This window comes from Mesorhizobium sp. WSM4808, from assembly GCF_055811675.1.
Genome location: NZ_JBVVQX010000022.1, coordinates 63,744 through 83,774 on the forward strand (window position 1 = coordinate 63,744; position 20,031 = coordinate 83,774).

Genomic DNA, 20,031 nt, shown 5'->3' on the forward strand with positions numbered 1-20,031 from the left:
CGATAAAATTGCTCTATGTTGCACTGCGATAAATTTGTTGCATTGCGATATCAGCCTGCCCGGCCGACGTTGCGCAGGGGCTGGGCCTTGCACGAAGGAGCCGTCGTGGCAGCATCGTTCCGGCCGGACATACAAGGATTGCGCGCGCTCGCCGTCGGCGGTGTCGTCGCCTACCATTTCGGCCTCACCGCGCTCCCCGGCGGCTTTGCCGGCGTCGACATCTTCTTCGTCATCTCGGGCTGGCTGATAACAACCCACCTCATGCAGGAGATCGGCGAGACCGGCCGGCTCGACCTTTGGCGCTTCTATGCCAGGCGCGCGCGGCGGCTTCTGCCGGCAGCTTTATTCGTCATCCTGGTTACGCTGGCCGCCGGCTACTTCATCCTGGCGCCGCAGGAGCAGGCGCTCTATTCGCGCGGCGCCATGTTCGCCTCCGCCTATGCCATCAATCTGTGGCTGCTGCGCTGGTCGTTCGACTATTTCGCCGCCGATGCCACCAGCAATCCCTTCATCCACTTCTGGTCTTTGTCGGTGGAGGAGCAGTTCTATCTGGCCTGGCCGGCGCTGCTTCTGCTGGCCGCCTGGCTGCGGCCGGGCCGGCGAACGGCCGCAGCCGTGATCGGCGTTGCCGGTCTTGCCTCCTTCGCCGCCTGCCAGTGGCTGACCAGCGCGGCGCCGGCCTGGGCCTTCTATTTTTCGCCGCTGCGCGCCTGGGAGTTCGCCGCCGGCGGCCTGGCGACGCTGGTCCCCATTGCGTTGCTGCAGCATCGCATCTGGCTGCGGGCGGCACTTGGCTGGTTCGGCCTGGCGCTGATCGCGACCGCCTATCTCCTGTTGAGCGAGGACCTGCCCTTCCCCGGCTGGTACGCGTTGCTGCCGGTGGCGGGCACCGTGCTGGTGCTGCTGAGCGGCGTCGGCGGGCCGCAGAGCAATAGGCGGACCGGCTGGCAAGCCATTGGCCCGGCTACCGCTTTGTCCCTGCCGCCCTTGCAATGGATCGGCACGCTCTCCTATTCGCTCTATCTCTGGCATTGGCCGGTCATCGTCTATGCCGGGATGCTGGCGCCGGAGCTTTCCGTGCCGCAGCGCCTTGGCTGTGGCGTGCTGGCGCTCGCGCTGTCGGTGCTCACCTATCATTTGATCGAAGACCCGGCGCGGCGCGGCGCCTGGATGGCGGTAGGCGCCCGCGCCTTTCCCAGGGCCATTCCAGGCGCAAAACCGCTTCGCGCTTTTCCCGGCCTTGTGCTGGTTCCCGCGCTGATGCTGACCGGCACCGGCGTGGCGGTCGCCTATGCCAACGCGCATCTGGCCACGCGCAATATCGGCCCCGAGCAGCGCGGCATCGAGCAGGCGGTCGAAAGACCTTCCATCGCGCGGGCTGTCGACAAGAACTGCCTGGCCGACTTCCAAACGGTGACGCCGAAACCCTGCATGTTCGGCCCGGCCGACGCCACCCGCACCATCGTGCTGTTCGGCGATTCGCACGCCGACCAGTGGTCGACGCCGCTGATCGAAGCAGCCAGGCGCAACGACACAAAGATCATCACCTATCTCAAATCATCGTGCCGCGCTTCGCGGCTCTCCACCTTCAACACGGTGCTGAAGCGCGACTACACCGAATGCGACGCCTGGCGCGAGCAGGCCATATCAGAGATCATCCGCCACAAGCCGCGCCTGGTGGTGATCTCCGAATTTTCCATCGGCAATCTGATCCGTGACCTGCCCGCGGCCGAACGCACCGCTGAAGTAGCGCGCTGGCAGGCCGGCCTGCGCTCGACCTTGCAGGCCTTCAGCCGGGCCGGTGTCGAGACGGCTGTTATCCGCGACACGCCGATCAACGCCAGCTTCGCCGGCTCCTGCGTGGCGCGCACCCTGTGGTGGCGCGAGGCACCCTCGCCGCACTGCGACACGCCAAGAGCCGAAGCCGCCAACGACAGCACCGCCGCCGCCGAGCGCGCCGTGGTGACCAGCGTGCCCGACACCCGCTACATCGACCTCACCAACCAATTCTGCGGCCCGACCACCTGCCACGTCGTCATATCAGGCAAGCTGGCGTTTCGTGACAGGCACCATCTGGCGACGGGCTTTGCCGAGACACTGGCGGGGCCGCTGGAGCGGGCGCTGTTTTAGGCGCCTGGGTATCTGCGCCCGGTCCGCATTGTTCATCACATCTTGCGAATCTGTGGAACGGGCTTGATCACCGATCCGGCAGGCATCGCCGGTCGGATCCATTTCACCCCTCACCGCCTCATCATCATCCCGTAATGCACTGCCAACAGATCCAGCCCCACCTTCAGCAGCTTCGTCACCACGTTCCGGCCTTCGCCGGTCTGCTCGGACAGGCGCTTGAGGGAACCGTCCGCGCAGCAGACTTGTCGCACCACGGCGGCCACCTCCCAATGGCCTAGCGCTCTTGTGGCGGCGGCATAGGCCCTGCCGGCGTCGAGCACACTGTCGGCGATGCCGCCGCCATCGCGGCCGCCGTCGACGCGCTCGGTCCAGCGCATCGGCTTGACATCAGCCTGCTGGCTGCAGCGGAAATTCTCGCGGTAGCGCAGACCTGCCTCGAGCTGCTGGCGCGACAGCGAGGTGATGCCGACGAGCGCATCGATGGCGCGCACCCGCACGATGCCGCCGGTGGCGGCGTAGCCGTCATTCGACACCTCGTAGACACGAGCAGCCTCCAGCGTGCCCGCCGCCAGCCGCTTGCGGCCGAAGGCGTCATCCCTGAGCGCGAAATCATGGCCGATCTCGCGGCGTATGCGCACCTGCTCGGCCTCGCCCTTCGGCAATTTCGGCGCCTGCGGTTTGACGGGTCTGGTCCTTTTGCTCATGGGAGGCTCCTGGTTGGCTCGGGATGATGGAGAACGGCAAAGCGGCGATCCTTCGCGCTGTTGGGCATCTCCCCACATGGTCGGCAGGGCGGAGAGAGCCGCCGTTCGGTTGGCCTTCGTTGAATCGGAGGTCGTCGCCTCCTCGCCGCTGCGCCAGCATCCTTGCCGCCCGGCATCCAGGATGGAACCGGCGCGAGCTTTCGACGTTATGTCGCGTCCATGCCAAGGGGAGGTTCGCCGATGACAGCCTTCATGCCGGTTACCGTGCGCTTTTGCGATAACAAAACCATGCTGGTCAGTTCGGTGGCCGGCGCAGCCGAGGCATTGCGCCACCAATGGCCCGACAAGACAGCACCTGGTTATCTCGAGGCGACGCGGCTGGTTACGCTCGCCGTCGAAGGCATCTGCTGCCAGCGCATTGCGTTCGACGCCTTCACCAGGGCGGCCAAGCAACAGAACATACTGGTGGCCAGGCCCAAAAGCCGCGCCCATGACTGGCTGAACGCGGTGGCTAGCCCATGAGGATCGCGCGCCGGCCGAAAAATTGATGCAACCGGCCGCCAGCGGGGCGCGTTTATCGATGCGGTAGTTGGAGCCGCGCGCAAAGCGAAGGTGAACGCCGTGGGTACGATGAAAACCGGAGTGCCGCTCAAAGTGCGGGTGGAAGATGAGATCGAAGAGATCGACAGCGTCAGCGAAGCCGCCGATTTTCTGCAGCGTTGGCCGCTCGAGCGACGCGGCCATGTCTACCGCAGTGCGCTGAACGCCTGCAGCGCGGCGATCGCCGCGCAGATTTCCGAAGCCGACGCCATGAAGGTGTTTACCGGCTTTGCCCGGGTGACCGGCATATTGGTCGACGAGGGCAACCCGGCGATGGCGATGGACGCAAGGAGCATGCAGAGCCGCACGCCCAAGCAAGGCCGGCAAATGCCGAAATAAGGTTTTGCTTCTTTCTCCCCGTTCACGGGGGTGAGGTGTGGTCCGCGCAGCGGACGAAAAGCCAATTGCTTGGCTTTTCGAACAGCGAACGCCCGGCAGGGCAATGAGGGGCGGCGCCAGCGCTTCGGTAAGTGGCATCTGAATCGGATGCTTGAATTTCATGTCAGCTTTCAATCCTGCCTCGTCAGCGCTGCCCCTCCTCCGCCTGCCGGCACCTTCTCCCCGTGAACGGGGAGAAGAGACCAAGCCTCACCCCGTCGCCACAAATACGCGGCGCTGGAAGCGCGCCTGATGGTAGGTGCAATAGCTTTTCAGCGCCCCGGTGCGCATGCCGCAGCACAGCATGTCGGCGCCCGGCCGGCTGCCTGGCGCATCGTTTTCAGAATCCTCCTCCACCGTCAGATCCAGCGGCGCGCGGCAGCGTGAAAACAGGCAATCGATGAAACGCATCGCCACGCCATGCGGCTGCCGGCCGATGGCCGCGCGCGGCGGCGCCGGCGTCTCCAGGCGATAGGCTACGCCGTCGGCGATCAGCACGCCTACCTCGCGCACGAACGAATGGCGCCTGGGCCGGGCCACTTCACGCCCGTCCTTGGTGGCAAGCAGGCCATGCATCTTGCCGAAGACAGGCGCCGCAGTCCCCGGGGCGCCAGTCGCCCGCTTGCTTTCAGCGCGCTTGCCCACCGCCTGTCCGGCTCGCGGCGGCGGCCCCTTGCCATTGGCAAAACCGATCGCGCCCAGCATGGCGTTACGGTGCACGATGCCGATGATGGCGTCGCGCGGCACCGGGCTGCCGCGCAACGCGCTGAACGCGACTGCAATCCTGGAGGCTGAAAGCCCGTCCTTCAGCCAGCGGCCGATCTCGTGCAATTCCGCGTCGCTATAGCTTGCCATATCCAGCTCCATCCAAAGTTCGGCCGCGCGCCGTCGGGCAGCGTCAAGGTTCGACCCGGTGGCCGGGTCGCAGTCAGGTTGTTTTCACGAGCCGGCTGTCAGCCGACCAGCCTCAGCCGGATTGGGTAGATTTCCCGCCGGCAAGGTGCAGAAGCCGCGCATCGGCCGTGTTTCTATCCAGGGCGGAAACCGCCCTGCCCGTTGGCCTGTCGAACAGGATGACGGTGCCGTCCTCGGTGCGGATGCAGGAGCGGCCAGCTGAAAAAACAGCGCCGGCGCCATGCCGGTCGGATTGGGGGCCGGAGCCGCTGGGAGCGGCGGCTCCGGCCGTTCCGGTCGCCGGAGACGGGCGGACCGGACCCGGGGCTGGTGCAGTCAAGCACCGAGCCTCGGGCTTCATCCTGGCCGGGGAGGAGGACAGCCGGGATGAAAGGGGGGCGACAGCCGCCGGGCACACCGCGCACGGGGCCGGCGCGATTGCGCCATCAAAGGTGGACAGGTTTTGCATACCCGTATATAAGCATAACTTATAAATCTATGCAAGTCATTCTTTCATAGACGAGAGCCGCTTTCATCACTCACATGGTCGCCATGGCAAGAACGGAACTGTCGATCAAGGTCGGGGCGGCGATCCGCAAGGCGCGCAAGCAGCGCGGCATGGTCATGCGCCACATCGCCGAGCACAACGACACCGATGTCGCCGCCGTCGGCAATTGGGAAACCGGCCGCAATCTGCCCAAGACCGAGAACCTCTTGAAGACCGCCGCCTTCCTGCGCGTCGACCCGGTGGCGCTGGGTCAAGGGCAGGTCGTGTTTCTCGACGATGCCGGACCGGTCGCCGATGCGGAGATCGTCACCGATGCCGGTCCGCTACCCGCCGGGTCGACGGATATCGAGGTGCTGGGCGCGGCCGTCGGCGGCGACGATGGCGATTTCACCTTCAACGGCGAGCCGGCGGGTTATGTCCAGCGCCCGCCGGGGGTGCGCAACCTGCCGAAGGTGTTCGCCCTGCACGTGCTCTCGGATTCCATGGTGCCGCGTTACGAGCCCGGTGACCTGATCTATTGCGGCGGCCGCGACGCGGTGCCCGGCGACCATGTGGTGATCGAGACCTTCCCCGAAGAAAACGAGCGCAACGGCAAGGCCTTCATCAAGAAGCTGGTCAAGCGCACGGCGGGCGAGCTGGTGGTCGAGCAGTACAATCCGCCGAAGACGCTGACCTTCAACCGCTACGCCATCAAACATGTCTGGCGCGTGATTCCGCTGAAGGAATTGCTGGGGTATTGAGGACGGGGCGTTCTTCCTTCTCCCCCCTGCGAGAAGGAAGAACCAGCGCTGGCACCCTTCCTTCGACAAAACTCAAGCCCGCCGTGATCCCTCCAGCGGCACCTCGCGCTCATTCAGCATCCGCGCTTCGCTGCGCACGCGCTGGCGCTCGTCGACAAACGCCGCCTGGATCGTAACCGTCGCCCCCGGCAGTCCGTCGGCACGGCAGGCCGAACAGACGATGCGGCCCGACAGAGCGGACAGCGGCGTATTCCCCGTCACCCCGAACCGCTTCAGCTGATCGGGTCGCCACCACCTGTTGCGGCCGCAATCGGCGCACTCGACCGAGATCGAGGCGACATGCGCGATTGTCGGCTCCTTGCCCGGTAATGCCATCGCCCCTCCCCATCCTTTTTGTTCCTGATTTGTTCGCATATTCCTGCGTTTTGAGCCGGGAGTCGAGTCGCAGTTTTCAAACTTTCGCAGAAGTTTTCTTCTAGTGTAATTTGAGTTATGCTTTCATATATATATAAAAATGTGAGTCGGACACGAACCTGCCCACTGCATCAGACCCGGGAGCGATAATGGACGCTTTTGCCGCCGATTTTGCCCGTTCCTGCGGTTACGCCGGCGACAGCCTGGCCCTGCTTGAAGCCTTCGAAGCCATCCGCCGAAACGGCATCGCCCACGCCCGTCAGGATCACGTCAGGCGCAAGGCGGTGATCGACGAGTTGAAACCGTTCCAAGCGCTGTTCCTGGCCGCGATTGGCCCGGCGCTCTCGGCGGAAGAGGCCATTGAGGACGCCGCCCGCTTCATAGCCTGCTGGCGCAACATACCGCGCTGGCGCCAAGAGCGGCGCTTGCCCGACCTGGTCAGGGCCAAGCAACAACGGCTGGTGGCACGGTATTTTCGTCGCCATGGCCATCTTCTATGGGCGCGCGAAGCAGCGTGAGGCTGGACCAGCCATTTGCGGGTTCCATCAGCAATTTTTTCTTTCTAGACTGCGCAGGGGTGGCTGATCGTCGACGTGCATAGTTTGGAATGTTCAAGACTGCCCGCTCAAAATTTCAGACCTGGATAACGGCCGGCGCGGGAACCATCGCCGCCCTGCTTGTGGCCGGCCTGATGGGGGCCTTCGGCGCCCTGCCCGCCCACGCCCCGCCGCAATTGCCGTCCAATGCCGCCATCGACGCCGGGCGCTGGCGGGTCCAGCCGATGCGCGCCTATGTCAGCCGCGCCCGGCGAAGTGATTGGCCAGCGCCACCTTCGCCGCGAGCTGCATGAGGAGATCGCCGACCAGCACGCCGGCCAGCACGAGTGCCACGAGTTGCGGCCAGAACCGCCGCAGCAGCGAAAAACCTAGGGTGATCGGTCTGATGATATCGGCAAACATTAGGTTCTCTCACGATGCCACCCGCCAAAACCTTTCTAGCAAAGGACGGCTGTTTTGCAAGAAAGGGGGGCTCCCCTTCTCCCCTTGTGGGAGAAGGTGGATCGTCGCGATAGCGCCGAGACGGATGAGGGGTGCGTGACGGAATGGGGCGTTGGCGTTCCCTGGAACACCCCTCATCCGACCTCGCTTCGCGAGGCCACCTTCTCCCACAGGGGGAGAAGGGAGAACCGTCCCCCTCACCTTCTCACCCGCGATTTCAGCCACCGGTCGAACGCCACCGCCAGGATCAGGATGAGCCCGATGACGATGCTTTGCGTATAGGACGAGACGTTGTTGAACTGCAGCCCGTTCTGCAGCACGCCGATGAGCGCCGCGCCGACCACCGTACCGCCGACCGAGCCGATGCCGCCGAACAGCGAGGTGCCGCCGATGACGACGGCCGAAATGACCGTCAGCTCGTAGCCGATACCGGCGACCGCTTCCGAGGAATTCAGCCGCGCCGACAGCACGAAGGCCGCGAGGCCGGCGAAGAAGCCGACGATGACATAAACCGAGACCAGAATACGGTCGACGCGCAGGCCCGACAGCCTTGCCGCCTCGGCATTGCCGCCGACGGCGTAGACAGCGCGCCCGTAGCGCGTGTAGCGCAGCACGATATGGCACAGGATGGCGGCCGCGGCGAAGATCAGCGCCGGCACCGGCACGGGGCCGATCAGCCCGGTGCCGAACCAGCGCATCGAGGCGTCGAAGCCCGAGATCGGGCCGCCGTTTGAGATGGTCAGCGTCAGCCCGCGAAACACCGTCAGCCCGCCCAGCGTAACGACGAAGGGCGGCACTTTCAGCCGGGTGATGACAAGCCCTTGCACCCCGCCGGCAGCAGCGCCCACAACGACGGCGGCCAAGAGTGCTGCGAACCAGCCGAATCCTTGCGTGCCGCTCGTCGACAGCGACAGCGTGTTGGCGGAGCCGCCCTTGGCGACCACGGCGGCGACCATGCCGCAAAAGGCAAGCAGCGAGCCTACCGACAGATCGATGCCGGCGGTCAGGATGACGAAGGTCATGCCGAGCGCGATCAGCCCGGTGATCGAGATCTGCCTTGTGATGTTGAACAAATTGATCGGGTCCATGAAGCTCGGCTTCAGCACGGTGAAGACGATGATCAGCGCCACCAGGAACAGCAGCGGCCCGAAGCTCATCAAAAGCCGCGCGAAGTTGATGCCGCCGCGCTGATCCTGTTCCCCCGCCACGCTCATAGTGTCTCCTTGCGGTCGAGTGCCATCAGTTCCATCAGTCTTTCCTCGTTTGCCTCGACGCCCGGCATCTGGCCGGTGATGCGGCCCCGGCGCATGGTGACGATGCGGTCCGACACCGCAAGCACCTCGGGCAGCTCGGACGAAATCATCATCACCGCAATGCCGCGCGCCGCAAGCTGCACCAGGATCTGGTGCACCTCTGTCTTGGCGCCGACATCGACGCCGCGCGTCGGCTCGTCGACGATCAGCACTTTCGGATCGCGCGCCAGCCAGCGCGCCAGGATCACCTTCTGCTGGTTGCCGCCCGACAGGCCTTCGATCGCCTGCTCGGCCGAAGCCATGCGGATCGACAGCATCTTGCGAAACCCGGACAGCGCATCGCGCTCGCGCCGCTCGGCCATGAAGCCGAAACCGTTGCTGAAGCTGCCTAGCGAAGCGATGGAGAAATTCGGCAGGATGCCCAGCGCGGCAAAGATCGCCTGGTGCTTGCGGTCCTCCGGCAGCAGGCCGATGCCGAGCGCAATGGCGTCTGCGGGCGATGCCGGGGCGATCGGCTTGCCATCGAGCGTGATGGTGCCGGCCGCGATGCGGTCGGCGCCGAAAATGGCGCGCGCCAGTTCGGTGCGGCCCGAGCCGACAAGCCCGGCAACGCCGAGGATTTCACCGGCCTTGAGGTCGATGTCGACGCCGTCGAGCACGATGGCGTGCGGCGCTTCGGGATCGCGCACGGTGCGCAGGCCGCGCACCGACAGCACGACATCGCCGGCCACCGCGCGTTGCGCCGGCCGGGCGTAGAGCTCGGACGCCGCGCGGCCAACCATCTTCTCGATGATTTTGGGCAGGGCGATCGGTCCACCCTCACGGTCGAGATGCCCGGCCAGCCTACCGTCGCGCAGCACCGTCATGCGGTCGCAGATGGCGGAGGCTTCCTCCAGCCGATGGGTGACGAACATGATGGCGACCTTGTCCTTGCGCAGCCGGTCCATGATCGACAGCAACCGCTGCACCTCGGTCTCGGTCAGCGCCGAGGTCGGTTCGTCCATGATGATCAGCCGGCTTTTCAGCGACAGGGCGCGGGCAATCTCGACCAGTTGCTGTTCGGCCACCGACAGCGCCGACACCGGCGTCATCGGATCGATGGAGAGGCCGACGCGGGCGATGATCGTGCGGGAGTCCTGCTCCATCCGCCTCCAACTGACCAACCCGAACGGACCGGTCGGCGCGCGGCCGATAAAGATGTTTTCCGCCACGGTCAGCGTCGGGATCAGACTGAGCTCCTGGTAGATGGTGACGATGCCGAGCCGCTTGGCATCCTGCGGGCTGGATGGATGATAACCGGCACCGTCGAAAATGATGCGGCCGCCCGACGGCGGCATGACGCCCGAGAGGATTTTCAAGAGCGTCGACTTGCCGGCCCCGTTTTCGCCGAGCAGGCCGAGGATCTCGCCGGGGCGGATATCGAGCGAGACGTCGCTGAGCGCGGTGACGCCCGAGAAATGCTTGGTGATGCCTTCGACGGCAAGCAGGATGGGTTCGGACGATGCGGCTTCAGCGGCTGGCGGCAAGGGTGGCTCCTTCCATGCAGTTGATGTCGCCTGTCAGCGCTTGAACGCCCCCCTCTGTCCGGCAGGACAGAGGGGAGCGCTGTCCCGCCGGCTTTGCCAATCGGCCGATCCCCGCCAAACCCCTACTTCGTCTCGCCAATCCGCTCCGCCTTGTCGAGATTGTCCTTGCCTATGACGATCGGCGTCAGCAGCACCAGCTTCTCCTTCGGCTCGGTCTTGTCCTTGGCAAAGGCCACCGCGATGCGCACCGCGGTGCGCGACTGCTCGCCGGGAAACTGCTCGACGGTGCCCGCAAGCTTGCCGTCACGCACCGCGACCAGCGCTTCCGGCAGTGCATCGAAGCCGTAGATCTTGACGTCGGTGAAGTTGCGCGCGGCACAAGCCTCCATGGCGCCGAGCGCCATGTCGTCATTGGCGCAGACGATGGCGTCCGGCTTGCCGTTGGCGGCAAGGCCGGCCTCGGTCACCGACAGCGCCTCGGCGCGGGCGAAGTTGGCGGTCTGCTCGAAGACGATTTGGTACTTGTCCTTCAGCGGATCGAGAACGTTGTGAACGCCCTTGTTGCGGTCGATCGCCGGGCCGGCGCCGGGCTGGCCCTGAAGGTGGAAGAGTTTGGCGCCATTGGGAAATGCCGCCACCACCGCGTTGGCTTCCGCCTCGCCGCCCTTGACGTTGTCGGCGCCGACATGGGCGAGGATGCCCTCGACGCCGTCGACGCGGCGGTCGATCGTCACCACCGGAACGCCGGCCTTGACCGCTTCCTCGATGGCCGGCGCCAGCGCGTTGACGTCGAGCGGCGAGATGACAATGGCGTTGACCTTCTGCACCAAGGCCGCCTCGATGTCGGCGGTCTGCTTGGTGGCCGAGTTCTGGCCGTCGCTTTCGGTCAAATTGACGCCTTGCGTGGCGGCTTCCGCCTTGATCTCGTTCAGCATGTGCACGAAGAACGGAAAGCCGAGACTGGGCACCGAGCCAAGGATGGTGAGCTTGTCCTGCGCAAACACCGAGGGCGCGGCGACCATCATGGCGCCGAAAGCCGCGGACGACAGCAGGAATTCACGTCTGTTCATGGGATCCTCCTCCACAAGAACGCACGACCCGAAAACCGGGATCGGTTTCAGGAAGGATCATGCGTCGGTTCAAAGTGTGGAGCATCCTCCCTGCGCCCGAAAACGCATGCCGCTCCAGCTGGCCGCCGCTGTAAAAAGAGCCTCCCACCGACGCCTGCGCAGGGATGCTAACCCAGCGCCAACCATTTGTGCAACCTCGATATAACAGCGCTGTTCGGCAAATTATCGGAATTGTCGGATTTCTGGATCGTGGGCATGCTTCCCAGCACAATAGACACGGCGCATCGCCTCCTGCGGCCTATTTGGCGTTGACTGACTTCCTTATTGAAAGGCCACCATTAAATGTGTATAAATACACATGAAAAGCGCCGACATTATCCGCCTGTTGGAAGCTGATGGGTGGGTTGAAGTTGCCCGAAGGGGTAGTCATGCGCAATTCAAACACCGCGACAGGCTAGGGCGGGTCACCGTCCTCATCCCAAGCGCGATATTCCAATAGGCACCCTGCGCAGCATCGAAAAACAATCTGGACTGAAACTGAGGTGACGGCCATGAAGCAGTATATCGGACTTATCCATAAGGATGCCGACAGCGACTTCGGTGTGTCTTTCCCTGATTTCCCAGGCGTGATTACCGCAGGCAAGGATCTGGATGACGCCCGGTCCATGGCTGAAGAGGCCCTCGCCCTCCACATCGAAGGGTTGGTCGAGGATGGCGGGGCTGTTCCTGAACCCTCCAGTTTGGAGGCTGTGATGGCGGACGCCGATAATCGCGACGGTGTTGCAATCCTGGTCTCGGCCCAGACCCAGACCAGGAAAACAGTGCGTATCAACGTGACGCTTTCCGACGACATTCTCCAAAGGATCGATGCCTTTGCCGAAGCTCATGGCTATACCCGATCGGGGTTTCTCGCAAAGGCCGCTGAAAAAGTGATGGCGCTTGAAGCGGCGTGACCCGATGAAGCCGCAAATCATCTGCCATATGCTCGCATCACTCGACGGCGGCCTTCATCCAAGCCGCTACACGACAAGTCCGGACGGGACCCGGGCGGAGTGGTCGAGCCTCTACGAGCATATCCACAGTGATCTCGCGGGCGACGCCTGGATCGTCGGCCGTGTCACCGTGGCCGAAATGAGCAAGGCCGGCGCGCATCCGCGGCCAATGCCGGCAAGGTCGACCGGCCCTATCATTTCGCGCAAAGGGATGCGGGCAGTTATGCCGTGGCGCTCGATGCCTCGGGCAAGCTTCATTTTTCCAAACCGGACATCGGCGGCGACCATGTCGTGGTGCTGCTTGGGCGCGACGTCGCCGACAGCCATTTGGCCGAACTCGCCGCCGACGGCGTGTCCTATATCGTGTCGGAAGCGGCGGACATCGATCTCGCGGCTGTGCTCGAGGTGCTCGGCAGCGAACTCGGCATAAGCCGGCTGCTGCTTGAGGGCGGCGCCGGCATCAACGGTTCGTTCCTTGCGGCCGGGCTCGTCGATGAACTGAGCCTTCTCGTGGCGCCCGCGATCGATGGACGCGCCGCCAACCAGGCCTTCGTCGAGTTCGGCGAGAGCGGCCTGGCGGGCAAGATGCAGTTGTCCCTGATGAGCTGCGAGGCCTTGGCGCATGGGCTCGTCCATCTGCGCTACGCCGTCACCCCTGCTTGACGTTGCTCGCTGAACGGAAATGACCGCCAACCCGGCTATCCCGGATTGGCGGCCCGCTTCTGCGCCGACGCTTCAGCCGGTCAAACGGCGTATTGCATGGCGTCGAGATCGGCGATCAGCGTCGGGCCGGTCGGATGCCAGCCCAGCCGTGCCTGGGTCAGCGCGCTGGAGGCCGGCAGATCCATCGGCGCGAACATCGCCATCCAGCCGAAATGCTCCGCCGCTCTTTCCAGCGCGATGGAAACGACCGGCAATTTCAGGCCCCGGCCAAGCGCCTCGGCGATGGCCCGCACCTCGACGCCTTCCTCGCCGACCGCGTGATAGCGTGCTCCCGGTTGCCGCTTTTCCACGGCCAGCCGGTAAAGCCGCGCCGCGTCGAGGAGATGGCCCGCGGAGAAGCGATTGCGGCCTTCGCCGACATAGGCCGAGACGCCTTTTTCACGCGCGATCTCGATGAGCGGCGTGATGAGGCCCTGCTTGACCGGGTTGTGGACCTGCGGCAGCCGCACCACCGACACGTTGACGCCGGCGTCCAGCAAGGCATTGCCGGCCAGCTCCGAGGCGATGCGCGGATTGGGATGGCTGGGGTTGAAGACGTCCTCGCTTGCCAGTTCGCCATGACCAGGGCTGCCCATGCCGACGCCGGAGGTGATCACCAGCGGCCGGTCGGAGCCGGCCAGGGCGGCGCCGAGTGCGGCGATGACGCGCTTGTCCTTTTCGCAATTTTCGGCAAACCGCGAAAAATCGTGGTCGAACGCCGTGTGGATCACAGCATCCGCCTTGGCCGCGCCGTCGCGCAGCCCCTCGGGATCTTCGAGGGTCCCCCGGTGCACCTCGGCACCAGCAGCAGCCAGCGCCTCGGCGCCGGCGTCGGAGCGGGTCACGCCGACCACCTGGTGGCCCGCCTGGATGAGTTCGGGAACCAGCGCCGAACCGATGAAACCGGTCGCGCCGGTGAGAAAGATACGCATGCAAAATCTCCTGCGCAGTTGCCTGCGTAATATTGCTGGTCTATTATTCTATTAAAGTAGTGATCTTATCATGGTATAATGGCTAACAGGATGCCCTCCAATTCCGCCGGCTCGCTGGCAGCGTTCCTCAAAGACCGGCGCACGCGGCTCGATCCGGCTTCCTTCGGCTTTTCGGGCCGCCGACGCACGCCGGGGTTGCGCCGGGAAGAGGTCGCTCAGCGCGCCAACATAAGCCCGACCTGGTACACGTGGCTGGAACAGGGCCGCGGCGGCGCGCCCTCGGCCGATGTCCTCAATCGCATCGCCAAGGGGCTGCTGCTGACCGAGGCGGAGCGCGAACATCTTTTCATGCTGGGGCTCGGGCGCCCGCCCGAGGTCCGCTACACCGGTGCCGAGGGTGTCAGCCCACGGCTGCAGCGCCTCATCGACACGCTCGATGCCAGCCCCGCCATAGTCAGGACCGCCACCTGGGATGTCGTTGCCTGGAACCGCGCCGCGCGGGTCGTGCTGACCGACTACAGCGCCCTGCCCGAGGGCGAGCGCAACATCCTGCGCTTCATGTTCCTCAGTCCCCATATCCGCGCCAGGCAGCACGACTGGCAAAACCTGGCCCGTTTCGTGGTCGGCTCGTTCCGTGCCGATGCGGCACGCGCCGGCGCTGTCTCCGAGGTGCGCGAACTCGTCGACGAACTCTGCAGCGCTAGCCCTGAATTCGACGCGCTGTGGCGCGAAAACGACGTGCTCAGCCACGGCGACGGGACAAAGCGCCTCAAGCATCCAAAACTCGGCGATATCGAGCTGGAATATTCGGGCTTCGCGGTCGACGGCCGGCCGGATTTGAGCCTGACCGTCTACAACCCGGTCGACAGCGCCGTCGCCGACCGTATTCGCGCGCTGGCTCTCGCCCAACACCCCAAAGAGTAAGGGCCTGATAACCCGTCCGCGGGGAATGACTCCCGCCCTCAAGCGCGCTCGCAGACCGCTTTCAGAATCTGCAAGGTCGGCCCCCAGTAGAGATTGGCATGCGGACGGATCGCCGGTTCGGCAAAATCGCTGAGCGTCAGCGTCAGCAGCGTTCCCTCATCCGCCGGCGCCAGATCGAAGCTGACCACCGTGTGGTTTTCGGGCACGTCCGCCAGACGCGGGGCCGACAACGTGCTCCAGTAGCTGTAGGCGAACAGTCGCTCCGGCTCAAAAGCGCGGATGGTGCCATGGTTCTCGAACGGCATTCCGTGCAGCAGTCCGCGCATCACGATCGCGCCGCCGGCCTGCCCTTGCAGGCTGACGGTCAACTCCTCGTCGGACATCCATTGCGGGATCATTTCTGGCGTCGTCAGTATCCGCCAGACCTTGGCCGGCTCGGCACCGATGACGACGGTCTTGGTGATCGGCGCGGTAGACTCACTCATGCGAAGCAAGTTTATCGCGAATGCGGCGGCGACAATATCGCCGGTCCAAGAGTTGCGGATGCCGTCATTGCCCTTGCCCTGCGCACGATTGCAGCAGCGCGGCTTGCGAAGCGATCGTGGCCCGTGGCATCTGTCGGCTCCACCAGCGCAGACGGGCAGCATGACACCACGCCAGACACGGCAGAGCGGCAGGCAGGCGGCGCCCGGCGTCAGTCTCAACCGCGCCCTCTCAAAACTTGGCCTGTGCTCGCGCACGCAGGCGGATGTGCTGATCGCGGAGGGCCGCGTGCGCGTCGGCGGCAAGGTCGTGCGCAATGCAGCCCTGCGGGTCGACCTCGACCGCGACCGCATCGTCGTCGACGACAGGCCGGTGGTTGCCGAGCGCAAGGTCTATCTCATGCTCAACAAGCCGCGCGGGCTGGTCACCACCCGCGACGACCCGCAGCAGCGCGACACCGTCTATGCCTGCTTCGAAGGGCTCGACCTGCCCTTCGTCTCGCCGGTCGGCCGCCTCGACAAGGCCAGCGAAGGCCTGCTGCTGATGACCAACGACACCCGGTTTGCCAACCGGCTGATGGACCCGGCTTCGCATTTGCCGAAAACCTACCGCGTGCAGATCGGCACGGTGCCGGACGCGGCGATGTTGAAGACGTTGCGCGCGGGCGTGAGCGTCGACGGCGAGATCCTGACCACGAATTCGATCGAATTTTTGCGCAGCGGCGGCCGCACCGCCTGGCTGGAGATCGTGCTCGACGAAGGCCGCAACCGCCACATCCGTCGCCTGCTCGCCGCGCACGGCGTCGAGGTCCTGCGCCTCATCCGCATCGCCATCGGCCGCCTGCCGCTCGGCGACCTCGCCAAGGGCACGGCACGGCATTTGACACCGGAGGAACTGGCGCTGCTGACGGGGTGAGCAGCGCTTGCGCTGGTGCAGGCTCACAGCAATCCTTCCTGACGGAAAGCTGTCAGGAGGCCTGGCCTATAAGTCGGATGGGAGCCGGCCACGGCTTCAACGATCAGGGAGCCAATGCGATGAACCTCGTCTCTGTCCGCATCATCACGTCGGACGTTCAGCGCCTCGTGCGCTTCTACGGCGAGATCACCGGCATGCCCGTGACGGTCTACACGGAAGACTTCGCCGAACTGGCGACACCGGCCTGCACGCTGGCGATCGGCAGCACGCGCACCTTGATGCTGTTTGGCGGCGACATCGCCCGCCCCGCCGACAACCACACCGTCATCATCGAGTTCCGCGTCGGCGACGTCGATGCTGAATTCGCCAGGCTCTCGGACCTCCTCAGGAATATCACTGTGCAGAAGCCGACCACCATGCCCTGGGGCAACCGCTCGCTGCTGTTTCGCGACCCCGATGGCAATCTGGTAAATTTCTTCACGCCGGTGACCGCCGAAGCGATCAAGAAATTCGACAGATAGGGCGGAAGCGGCGCCGCTGGCCAAAGCCGCCCTACTTCTGGTTCCATTTCCGGATGACCGGCTCGCTCAAATCATGCTCGTAGCCGAGCACGCTGATGCTGGCTGTTTCGAGCACAAGCAGCGCGCCGCCTTCGGGCGGCAGGCCAATCCAGCGCGCCGCCAGCACGCGCAAGAAATGCGCGCTGGAAAACACCAATATGCCGGCGTTGGCCTCGCGCAGCCCGGCGATAATCCTGTCGGCCCGCACGCCGACATCGGCCGCCATCTCGCCCTTTGGACAACCATCGCGAAACACATTCCAGCCGGGGCGCTCGGCCAGGATCTGTTTTGTCGTCAGCCCCTCATAGGCGCCGTAGTCCCATTCCTGCAGATCGTCCTTCTTGGCGCTCTGCGCGCCGAAGCCGGCCAGTACGCTGGTGTTGTAGGCGCGCTGCGACGGGCTCGACCATACGGCCGAAAAAGACAGCCCCTTGAGCCTATCGGCGACACCCCGCGCCGCGGCCTCGCCAACCGGGGTCAACGGCATGTCGGTGCGGCCGGTATGCTGCCCCGAAAGGCTCCACGCCGTCTCGCCATGCCGGACCAGATGGATTTGGGGATACACGCTGCTCATGGGATGCCTTTCGATGTGGTCCGGCACCTTAAGCGACGATGCGGCAAAGGGGAATCCGCTTGGCACAAAACTGCGTGGTCGCCTGGCCTTGATCCGCGGCAGGCCGGCCCTGTGATCGGCCCGAGGCCGCAACTATATCAAGGCCAGCCTCCACAAGGCTCCCGCCACCACAAGGGCACGGGCCCTTGCACAACAAGTCGAGATCGTCATGTACAAACATCTGCTCATCGCCACGGACGGATCGGAACTGGCCGACAAGGGCGTTACTCACGGCCTAACGTTGGCCAAGGGCCTCGGCGCTGCTGTCACCTTCGTCACCGTCTCGGAACCATTCCCGATCTTCGCCTTGGGCGGTGCCATGGCCGGCTATGCCGCCGGCAACGAACTGGCTGCCTACAAGGAAGAGGCGGGACGACACGCTAAGGAAGTGCTCGACAAGTGCAAGGCGTCGGCGAACGCCGTCGGCGTATCCGCGGAGGTCGTGCATGTCGAGGACAAGCGGCCCGCCGAAGCCATCCTGGAACTGTCGCGGGCCCTGGGCTGCGACCTGATCGTCATGGCTTCGCACGGCCGCCGCGGACTGGGCAAGCTGCTTCTCGGCAGCCAGACGGCGGAAGTGCTGTCCTACACGGAAATCCCGGTGCTGGTCGTCCGCTAGGGCGTTTTCCCGGGCTGGAACTGACTTTCGGAATCATGCTCAAATAACAGCCGGAGACCATCCCGGCGCGGCTGTCGTGCGCCAACATTGTTCGACCGCGCCGGAGAAAATTGACGAATGGCGGACGAGGGTCGCACCAGCATAATTCCCAGCGGAATGCCGCAGTCGGCCGCCATGCTGGCCGACGTCAAACGGGCGATGGCGACCACCGCAAGCCTCAACCGCTTGACCTTCAACGACGCGGCTGAAGTCCGGACCCTGTTCAGCGAACTCATTGGCAGGAAAGTCGACGACAGCTTCCTGCTGATCCCGCCCTTCTACACGACCGGCGGATCCGATATCCGCGTCGGGCGCAATGTCTTCATCAATCAGAACTGCACCTTTTATGATCTTGGCGGGCTCGACATCGCCGACGATGTCATGATCGGGCCGAATGTCAGCCTCATCACCTCGGGCCATCCCCTCGAACCGTCGCGGCGTCGCGCCTTCACGACCGCAAAGCCGATCGTGATCGAACGCAATGTCTGGATCGCGGCCGGCGCGACGGTCATCGGCGGCGTGACGGTGGGCGAAAACTCGGTTGTCGCGGCGGGTTCCGTGGTCACTAGGAACGTTCCCCCGAACACGCTTGTCGGGGGAAACCCGGCCAACGTCATCAGGTCGATTGCCGAATGAGGGCGCGACTTTTCATCGGGCGGCCGGACCGACAGATCGTAGTGACATCGTCGCTATGCTATGCTGTTAACGCAGGGAAGGAGCCCATTCATGCGCAAGGACTTCATGCTTGAAGCGTTGCAGCGTGCCACTGAAGACACGTTGCTCAACCGCGACATCTTTACTGTCGAGCCGGATGTCTACGCCGCTTTTCTGGAACGTCTCGACGCGCCGCAGCATCCGAACCACCGGTTGCGCCGCACCATGACGACAAAGCCTCCATGGGACGCTGCATGACGCTAATGATCACGCTCCGCGCCAATCCCCACCGGCCGCTTAGGATGCCGAAGACCAGAGCGCGGCCTCCAAGACCAGATACCCGCCCAGCATCAGCAGCCCGGCGAAGAACACCGTGCGAAACGTCTCGACGCTCATCGCCTGGCGCAGCGCCTGGCCGGCGAACATGCCGGCGAGCGCCGGCGCAAGCGCCAGGACCGATCCCGCCAGTTGCATTGTCGGCGATGCGAACGCGCCTGCCTTGAACAACCCAAGGGCAAGAGCCGCCGTCGACACGGTGAAGGACAGGCCGAGCGCTTGGATGAGGTCTTCCCGGCCCAGCCGCAGCGATTGCAGATAGGGCACGGCCGGGATGACGAAGACCCCGGTGGCGCCGGTGACCAGCCCGGTCGCCACACCGACCAGCGGTGATACCAACGCCTCGTGGTGCGCCGGCGTGGTGAAGCCAAGCTTGAGCAGGCCGAGAATGGCGTAAAGCACCAGCGCCGCACCGAGCCCGGCCGAGGCAACGCCAGAGTGTGTGCCGGTGAGCAGGCCGGTCCCGGCGACGGTGCCAAGCACGACGCCGGCCATCATCGTCCACAACCGATTGCACAGCCCGCCGAAGGATGGGCCGGTGAACAACTGCCAAAGATTGGTGACCAGCGACGGGATCAAGAGCAGGGCAGCCGCCTGCGCCGGCGGCATCGTTACCGCCAGCAGCCCCATCGCCACGGTCGGCAGCCCCATGCCGACGGCACCCTTGACGAAGCCCGCGGCAAGGAAGACCGCGCCGATCCAGGCGATGACGCCGACGCTCAGCACGGTCGTTCCTTCGGGGTGCCGCTTCGATCAGTCATGCAACAGCATGTCCGCCGCATGATCGTCGGGTGCGGGTTTTGCAGGCGTTGCTTCATGGTGGACAGGGGCAGCCATCGCCACGCAACCGCACTGGCCGGGCTCCGCTCGCGCCATGGCAAGCGAGGCCACCGCGATCGCAAGCACGATCGCCGCGCTTTCAAGTATGCCGGGTCCATGCCGGCCTGGCGCCTTTTCGCTCATCGCGCATCTCCATCGCAAAAGATTTGACTGACATGCCGGCCGCCCACAATGTGGAAGTTACGCCGTCAGCCTTCGCCTACGCCG

Annotated in this window: 25 protein-coding genes and 3 pseudogenes; 14 read left to right on the plus strand and 14 right to left on the minus strand. The window is 64.7% G+C overall.

The features are described from left to right. Positions 1–105 precede the first annotated feature (105 nt). The gene (locus AC0L2U_RS29600; protein WP_473603075.1) at positions 106–2,130 is read left to right on the plus strand and encodes an acyltransferase family protein; all 2,025 of its coding nucleotides are present in this window, start codon (positions 106–108) and stop codon (positions 2,128–2,130) included. Between the two features lie 110 nt (positions 2,131–2,240). Here AC0L2U_RS29600 and AC0L2U_RS29605 read toward each other — a convergent pair whose 3' ends face one another. Further along, positions 2,241–2,834 (minus strand): DUF6456 domain-containing protein, encoded by a 594-nt coding sequence (locus AC0L2U_RS29605; protein WP_473603076.1) that lies wholly within the window; start codon positions 2,832–2,834, stop codon positions 2,241–2,243. A 240-nt stretch (positions 2,835–3,074) separates the two neighbouring features. On the opposite strand from AC0L2U_RS29605, the gene AC0L2U_RS29610 reads away from it, so the two are divergent. Next, positions 3,075–3,356, plus strand: coding sequence for a DUF982 domain-containing protein (locus tag AC0L2U_RS29610; protein WP_127268742.1), 282 nt, complete (start codon positions 3,075–3,077; stop codon positions 3,354–3,356). Positions 3,357–3,464: 108 nt separating this feature from the next. After that, a complete protein-coding gene (locus AC0L2U_RS29615) occupies positions 3,465–3,773 on the plus strand; it encodes a DUF982 domain-containing protein (RefSeq protein ID WP_164749149.1) in 309 nt (102 codons plus the stop codon). 249 nt (positions 3,774–4,022) lie between these two features. Here AC0L2U_RS29615 and AC0L2U_RS29620 read toward each other — a convergent pair whose 3' ends face one another. Together AC0L2U_RS29620 and AC0L2U_RS29625 are read right to left on the minus strand one after the other, a co-directional pair. Further along, positions 4,023–4,667, minus strand: a complete 645-nt coding sequence (locus AC0L2U_RS29620; protein ID WP_473603077.1) for a GcrA cell cycle regulator — start codon at positions 4,665–4,667, stop codon at positions 4,023–4,025. 112 nt (positions 4,668–4,779) lie between these two features. Next, positions 4,780–5,046, minus strand: coding sequence for a hypothetical protein (locus AC0L2U_RS29625; RefSeq protein WP_473603078.1), 267 nt, complete (start codon positions 5,044–5,046; stop codon positions 4,780–4,782). Between the two features lie 203 nt (positions 5,047–5,249). Between AC0L2U_RS29625 and AC0L2U_RS29630 the strand changes: the two genes are divergently transcribed. Further along, positions 5,250–5,954, plus strand: coding sequence for an XRE family transcriptional regulator (locus AC0L2U_RS29630; protein WP_473603079.1), 705 nt, complete (start codon positions 5,250–5,252; stop codon positions 5,952–5,954). Between the two features lie 72 nt (positions 5,955–6,026). Here AC0L2U_RS29630 and AC0L2U_RS29635 read toward each other — a convergent pair whose 3' ends face one another. Further along, positions 6,027–6,329: a hypothetical protein gene (locus tag AC0L2U_RS29635; protein WP_127383501.1), complete on the minus strand. Its 303-nt coding sequence runs from the start codon at positions 6,327–6,329 to the stop codon at positions 6,027–6,029. Between the two features lie 188 nt (positions 6,330–6,517). Here AC0L2U_RS29635 and AC0L2U_RS29640 point away from each other — a divergent pair, with 188 nt between their 5' ends. Continuing rightward, positions 6,518–6,886 (plus strand): hypothetical protein, encoded by a 369-nt coding sequence (locus AC0L2U_RS29640; RefSeq protein WP_473603080.1) that lies wholly within the window; start codon positions 6,518–6,520, stop codon positions 6,884–6,886. 276 nt (positions 6,887–7,162) lie between these two features. Here AC0L2U_RS29640 and AC0L2U_RS29645 read toward each other — a convergent pair whose 3' ends face one another. The 5 genes and pseudogenes from AC0L2U_RS29645 to AC0L2U_RS29665 form a co-directional block, all read right to left on the minus strand. Beyond that, positions 7,163–7,327: a hypothetical protein gene (locus AC0L2U_RS29645; RefSeq protein WP_164873689.1), complete on the minus strand. Its 165-nt coding sequence runs from the start codon at positions 7,325–7,327 to the stop codon at positions 7,163–7,165. 236 nt (positions 7,328–7,563) lie between these two features. Further along, positions 7,564–8,580, minus strand: a complete 1,017-nt coding sequence (locus AC0L2U_RS29650; protein WP_027035281.1) for an ABC transporter permease — start codon at positions 8,578–8,580, stop codon at positions 7,564–7,566. Further along, positions 8,577–9,623, minus strand: a complete 1,047-nt coding sequence (locus tag AC0L2U_RS29655) for a sugar ABC transporter ATP-binding protein (protein ID WP_473603084.1) — start codon at positions 9,621–9,623, stop codon at positions 8,577–8,579. The genes AC0L2U_RS29650 and AC0L2U_RS29655 overlap by 4 nt, the downstream gene beginning before the upstream one ends. Beyond that, a pseudogene (locus AC0L2U_RS29660) lies at positions 9,618–10,046 on the minus strand (ATP-binding cassette domain-containing protein); the annotation flags it as partial. The gene AC0L2U_RS29655 and the pseudogene AC0L2U_RS29660, both read right to left, overlap by 6 nt. A gap of 221 nt (positions 10,047–10,267) precedes the next feature. Further along, positions 10,268–11,215 (minus strand): substrate-binding domain-containing protein, encoded by a 948-nt coding sequence (locus tag AC0L2U_RS29665; protein WP_013530574.1) that lies wholly within the window; start codon positions 11,213–11,215, stop codon positions 10,268–10,270. Between the two features lie 358 nt (positions 11,216–11,573). Between AC0L2U_RS29665 and AC0L2U_RS29670 the strand changes: the two are divergent. The 3 genes and pseudogenes from AC0L2U_RS29670 (at position 11,574) to AC0L2U_RS29680 (ending at position 12,870) form a co-directional block, all read left to right on the plus strand. Then, positions 11,574–11,761 (plus strand): annotated as a pseudogene (locus AC0L2U_RS29670) (type II toxin-antitoxin system HicA family toxin). Between the two features lie 5 nt (positions 11,762–11,766). Then, on the plus strand, positions 11,767–12,168 hold the full coding sequence (locus AC0L2U_RS29675; RefSeq protein WP_127322197.1) for a type II toxin-antitoxin system HicB family antitoxin: 402 nt from the start codon (positions 11,767–11,769) through the stop codon (positions 12,166–12,168). A gap of 4 nt (positions 12,169–12,172) precedes the next feature. After that, a pseudogene (locus tag AC0L2U_RS29680) lies at positions 12,173–12,870 on the plus strand (RibD family protein). Between the two features lie 80 nt (positions 12,871–12,950). Here the strand turns inward: AC0L2U_RS29680 and AC0L2U_RS29685 are convergent. Beyond that, the gene (locus AC0L2U_RS29685) at positions 12,951–13,841 is read right to left on the minus strand and encodes an SDR family oxidoreductase (protein WP_128289559.1); all 891 of its coding nucleotides are present in this window, start codon (positions 13,839–13,841) and stop codon (positions 12,951–12,953) included. Between the two features lie 90 nt (positions 13,842–13,931). Here AC0L2U_RS29685 and AC0L2U_RS29690 point away from each other — a divergent pair, with 90 nt between their 5' ends. Then, the gene (locus tag AC0L2U_RS29690) at positions 13,932–14,765 is read left to right on the plus strand and encodes a helix-turn-helix transcriptional regulator (RefSeq protein WP_164781862.1); all 834 of its coding nucleotides are present in this window, start codon (positions 13,932–13,934) and stop codon (positions 14,763–14,765) included. Positions 14,766–14,803: 38 nt separating this feature from the next. Here the strand turns inward: AC0L2U_RS29690 and AC0L2U_RS29695 are convergent, their stop codons facing one another. Beyond that, positions 14,804–15,250, minus strand: a complete 447-nt coding sequence (locus tag AC0L2U_RS29695; protein WP_128289561.1) for an SRPBCC family protein — start codon at positions 15,248–15,250, stop codon at positions 14,804–14,806. 160 nt (positions 15,251–15,410) lie between these two features. On the opposite strand from AC0L2U_RS29695, the gene AC0L2U_RS29700 reads away from it, so the two are divergent. Together AC0L2U_RS29700 and AC0L2U_RS29705 are read left to right on the plus strand one after the other, a co-directional pair. Further along, positions 15,411–16,163 carry a pseudouridine synthase gene (locus AC0L2U_RS29700; protein ID WP_128363967.1) on the plus strand — a complete coding sequence of 251 codons (753 nt, stop codon included), beginning with the start codon at positions 15,411–15,413 and terminating at the stop codon, positions 16,161–16,163. 119 nt (positions 16,164–16,282) lie between these two features. Beyond that, entirely contained in the window at positions 16,283–16,684 is a 402-nt protein-coding gene (locus tag AC0L2U_RS29705) for a VOC family protein (RefSeq protein ID WP_128289562.1), read from the plus strand. Between the two features lie 31 nt (positions 16,685–16,715). Here the strand turns inward: AC0L2U_RS29705 and AC0L2U_RS29710 are convergent, their stop codons facing one another. Beyond that, positions 16,716–17,297, minus strand: coding sequence for a histidine phosphatase family protein (locus AC0L2U_RS29710; protein WP_127809745.1), 582 nt, complete (start codon positions 17,295–17,297; stop codon positions 16,716–16,718). 208 nt (positions 17,298–17,505) lie between these two features. Here AC0L2U_RS29710 and AC0L2U_RS29715 point away from each other — a divergent pair, with 208 nt between their 5' ends. The 3 genes from AC0L2U_RS29715 (at position 17,506) to AC0L2U_RS29725 (ending at position 18,906) form a co-directional block, all read left to right on the plus strand. Beyond that, positions 17,506–17,955 (plus strand): universal stress protein, encoded by a 450-nt coding sequence (locus AC0L2U_RS29715; RefSeq protein WP_127809744.1) that lies wholly within the window; start codon positions 17,506–17,508, stop codon positions 17,953–17,955. 117 nt (positions 17,956–18,072) lie between these two features. After that, positions 18,073–18,630, plus strand: coding sequence for a sugar O-acetyltransferase (locus AC0L2U_RS29720; protein WP_128289564.1), 558 nt, complete (start codon positions 18,073–18,075; stop codon positions 18,628–18,630). Positions 18,631–18,720: 90 nt separating this feature from the next. Continuing rightward, positions 18,721–18,906 carry a type II toxin-antitoxin system TacA family antitoxin gene (locus tag AC0L2U_RS29725; protein WP_245463733.1) on the plus strand — a complete coding sequence of 62 codons (186 nt, stop codon included), beginning with the start codon at positions 18,721–18,723 and terminating at the stop codon, positions 18,904–18,906. 39 nt (positions 18,907–18,945) lie between these two features. Here AC0L2U_RS29725 and AC0L2U_RS29730 read toward each other — a convergent pair whose 3' ends face one another. Beyond that, entirely contained in the window at positions 18,946–19,710 is a 765-nt protein-coding gene (locus tag AC0L2U_RS29730; RefSeq protein WP_127809743.1) for a sulfite exporter TauE/SafE family protein, read from the minus strand. 27 nt (positions 19,711–19,737) lie between these two features. Then, on the minus strand, positions 19,738–19,947 hold the full coding sequence (locus AC0L2U_RS29735; protein WP_128289565.1) for a hypothetical protein: 210 nt from the start codon (positions 19,945–19,947) through the stop codon (positions 19,738–19,740). Between the last annotated feature and the right edge of the window lie 84 nt (positions 19,948–20,031).

Bases quoted from the DNA above. Each gene is read 5' to 3' on its own strand.
- AC0L2U_RS29620 (WP_473603077.1), bottom strand. From the start codon at position 4,667: ATGGCAAGCTATAGCGACGCGGAATTGCACGAGATCGGCCGCTGGCTG.
- AC0L2U_RS29635 (WP_127383501.1), bottom strand. From the start codon at position 6,329: ATGGCATTACCGGGCAAGGAGCCGACAATCGCGCATGTCGCCTCGATC.
- AC0L2U_RS29675 (WP_127322197.1), top strand. From the start codon at position 11,767: ATGAAGCAGTATATCGGACTTATCCATAAGGATGCCGACAGCGACTTC.
- AC0L2U_RS29605 (WP_473603076.1), bottom strand. From the start codon at position 2,834: ATGAGCAAAAGGACCAGACCCGTCAAACCGCAGGCGCCGAAATTGCCG.
- AC0L2U_RS29720 (WP_128289564.1), top strand. From the start codon at position 18,073: ATGGCGGACGAGGGTCGCACCAGCATAATTCCCAGCGGAATGCCGCAG.
- AC0L2U_RS29725 (WP_245463733.1), top strand. From the start codon at position 18,721: ATGCGCAAGGACTTCATGCTTGAAGCGTTGCAGCGTGCCACTGAAGAC.
- AC0L2U_RS29695 (WP_128289561.1), bottom strand. From the start codon at position 15,250: ATGAGTGAGTCTACCGCGCCGATCACCAAGACCGTCGTCATCGGTGCC.
- AC0L2U_RS29615 (WP_164749149.1), top strand. From the start codon at position 3,465: ATGAAAACCGGAGTGCCGCTCAAAGTGCGGGTGGAAGATGAGATCGAA.
- AC0L2U_RS29650 (WP_027035281.1), bottom strand. From the start codon at position 8,580: ATGAGCGTGGCGGGGGAACAGGATCAGCGCGGCGGCATCAACTTCGCG.
- AC0L2U_RS29610 (WP_127268742.1), top strand. From the start codon at position 3,075: ATGACAGCCTTCATGCCGGTTACCGTGCGCTTTTGCGATAACAAAACC.
- AC0L2U_RS29690 (WP_164781862.1), top strand. From the start codon at position 13,932: ATGCCCTCCAATTCCGCCGGCTCGCTGGCAGCGTTCCTCAAAGACCGG.
- AC0L2U_RS29655 (WP_473603084.1), bottom strand. From the start codon at position 9,623: ATGGACGAACCGACCTCGGCGCTGACCGAGACCGAGGTGCAGCGGTTG.
- AC0L2U_RS29630 (WP_473603079.1), top strand. From the start codon at position 5,250: ATGGTCGCCATGGCAAGAACGGAACTGTCGATCAAGGTCGGGGCGGCG.
- AC0L2U_RS29665 (WP_013530574.1), bottom strand. From the start codon at position 11,215: ATGAACAGACGTGAATTCCTGCTGTCGTCCGCGGCTTTCGGCGCCATG.
- AC0L2U_RS29685 (WP_128289559.1), bottom strand. From the start codon at position 13,841: ATGCGTATCTTTCTCACCGGCGCGACCGGTTTCATCGGTTCGGCGCTG.
- AC0L2U_RS29640 (WP_473603080.1), top strand. From the start codon at position 6,518: ATGGACGCTTTTGCCGCCGATTTTGCCCGTTCCTGCGGTTACGCCGGC.
- AC0L2U_RS29715 (WP_127809744.1), top strand. From the start codon at position 17,506: ATGTACAAACATCTGCTCATCGCCACGGACGGATCGGAACTGGCCGAC.
- AC0L2U_RS29735 (WP_128289565.1), bottom strand. From the start codon at position 19,947: ATGAGCGAAAAGGCGCCAGGCCGGCATGGACCCGGCATACTTGAAAGC.
- AC0L2U_RS29710 (WP_127809745.1), bottom strand. From the start codon at position 17,297: ATGAGCAGCGTGTATCCCCAAATCCATCTGGTCCGGCATGGCGAGACG.
- AC0L2U_RS29700 (WP_128363967.1), top strand. From the start codon at position 15,411: ATGACACCACGCCAGACACGGCAGAGCGGCAGGCAGGCGGCGCCCGGC.
- AC0L2U_RS29705 (WP_128289562.1), top strand. From the start codon at position 16,283: ATGAACCTCGTCTCTGTCCGCATCATCACGTCGGACGTTCAGCGCCTC.
- AC0L2U_RS29645 (WP_164873689.1), bottom strand. From the start codon at position 7,327: ATGTTTGCCGATATCATCAGACCGATCACCCTAGGTTTTTCGCTGCTG.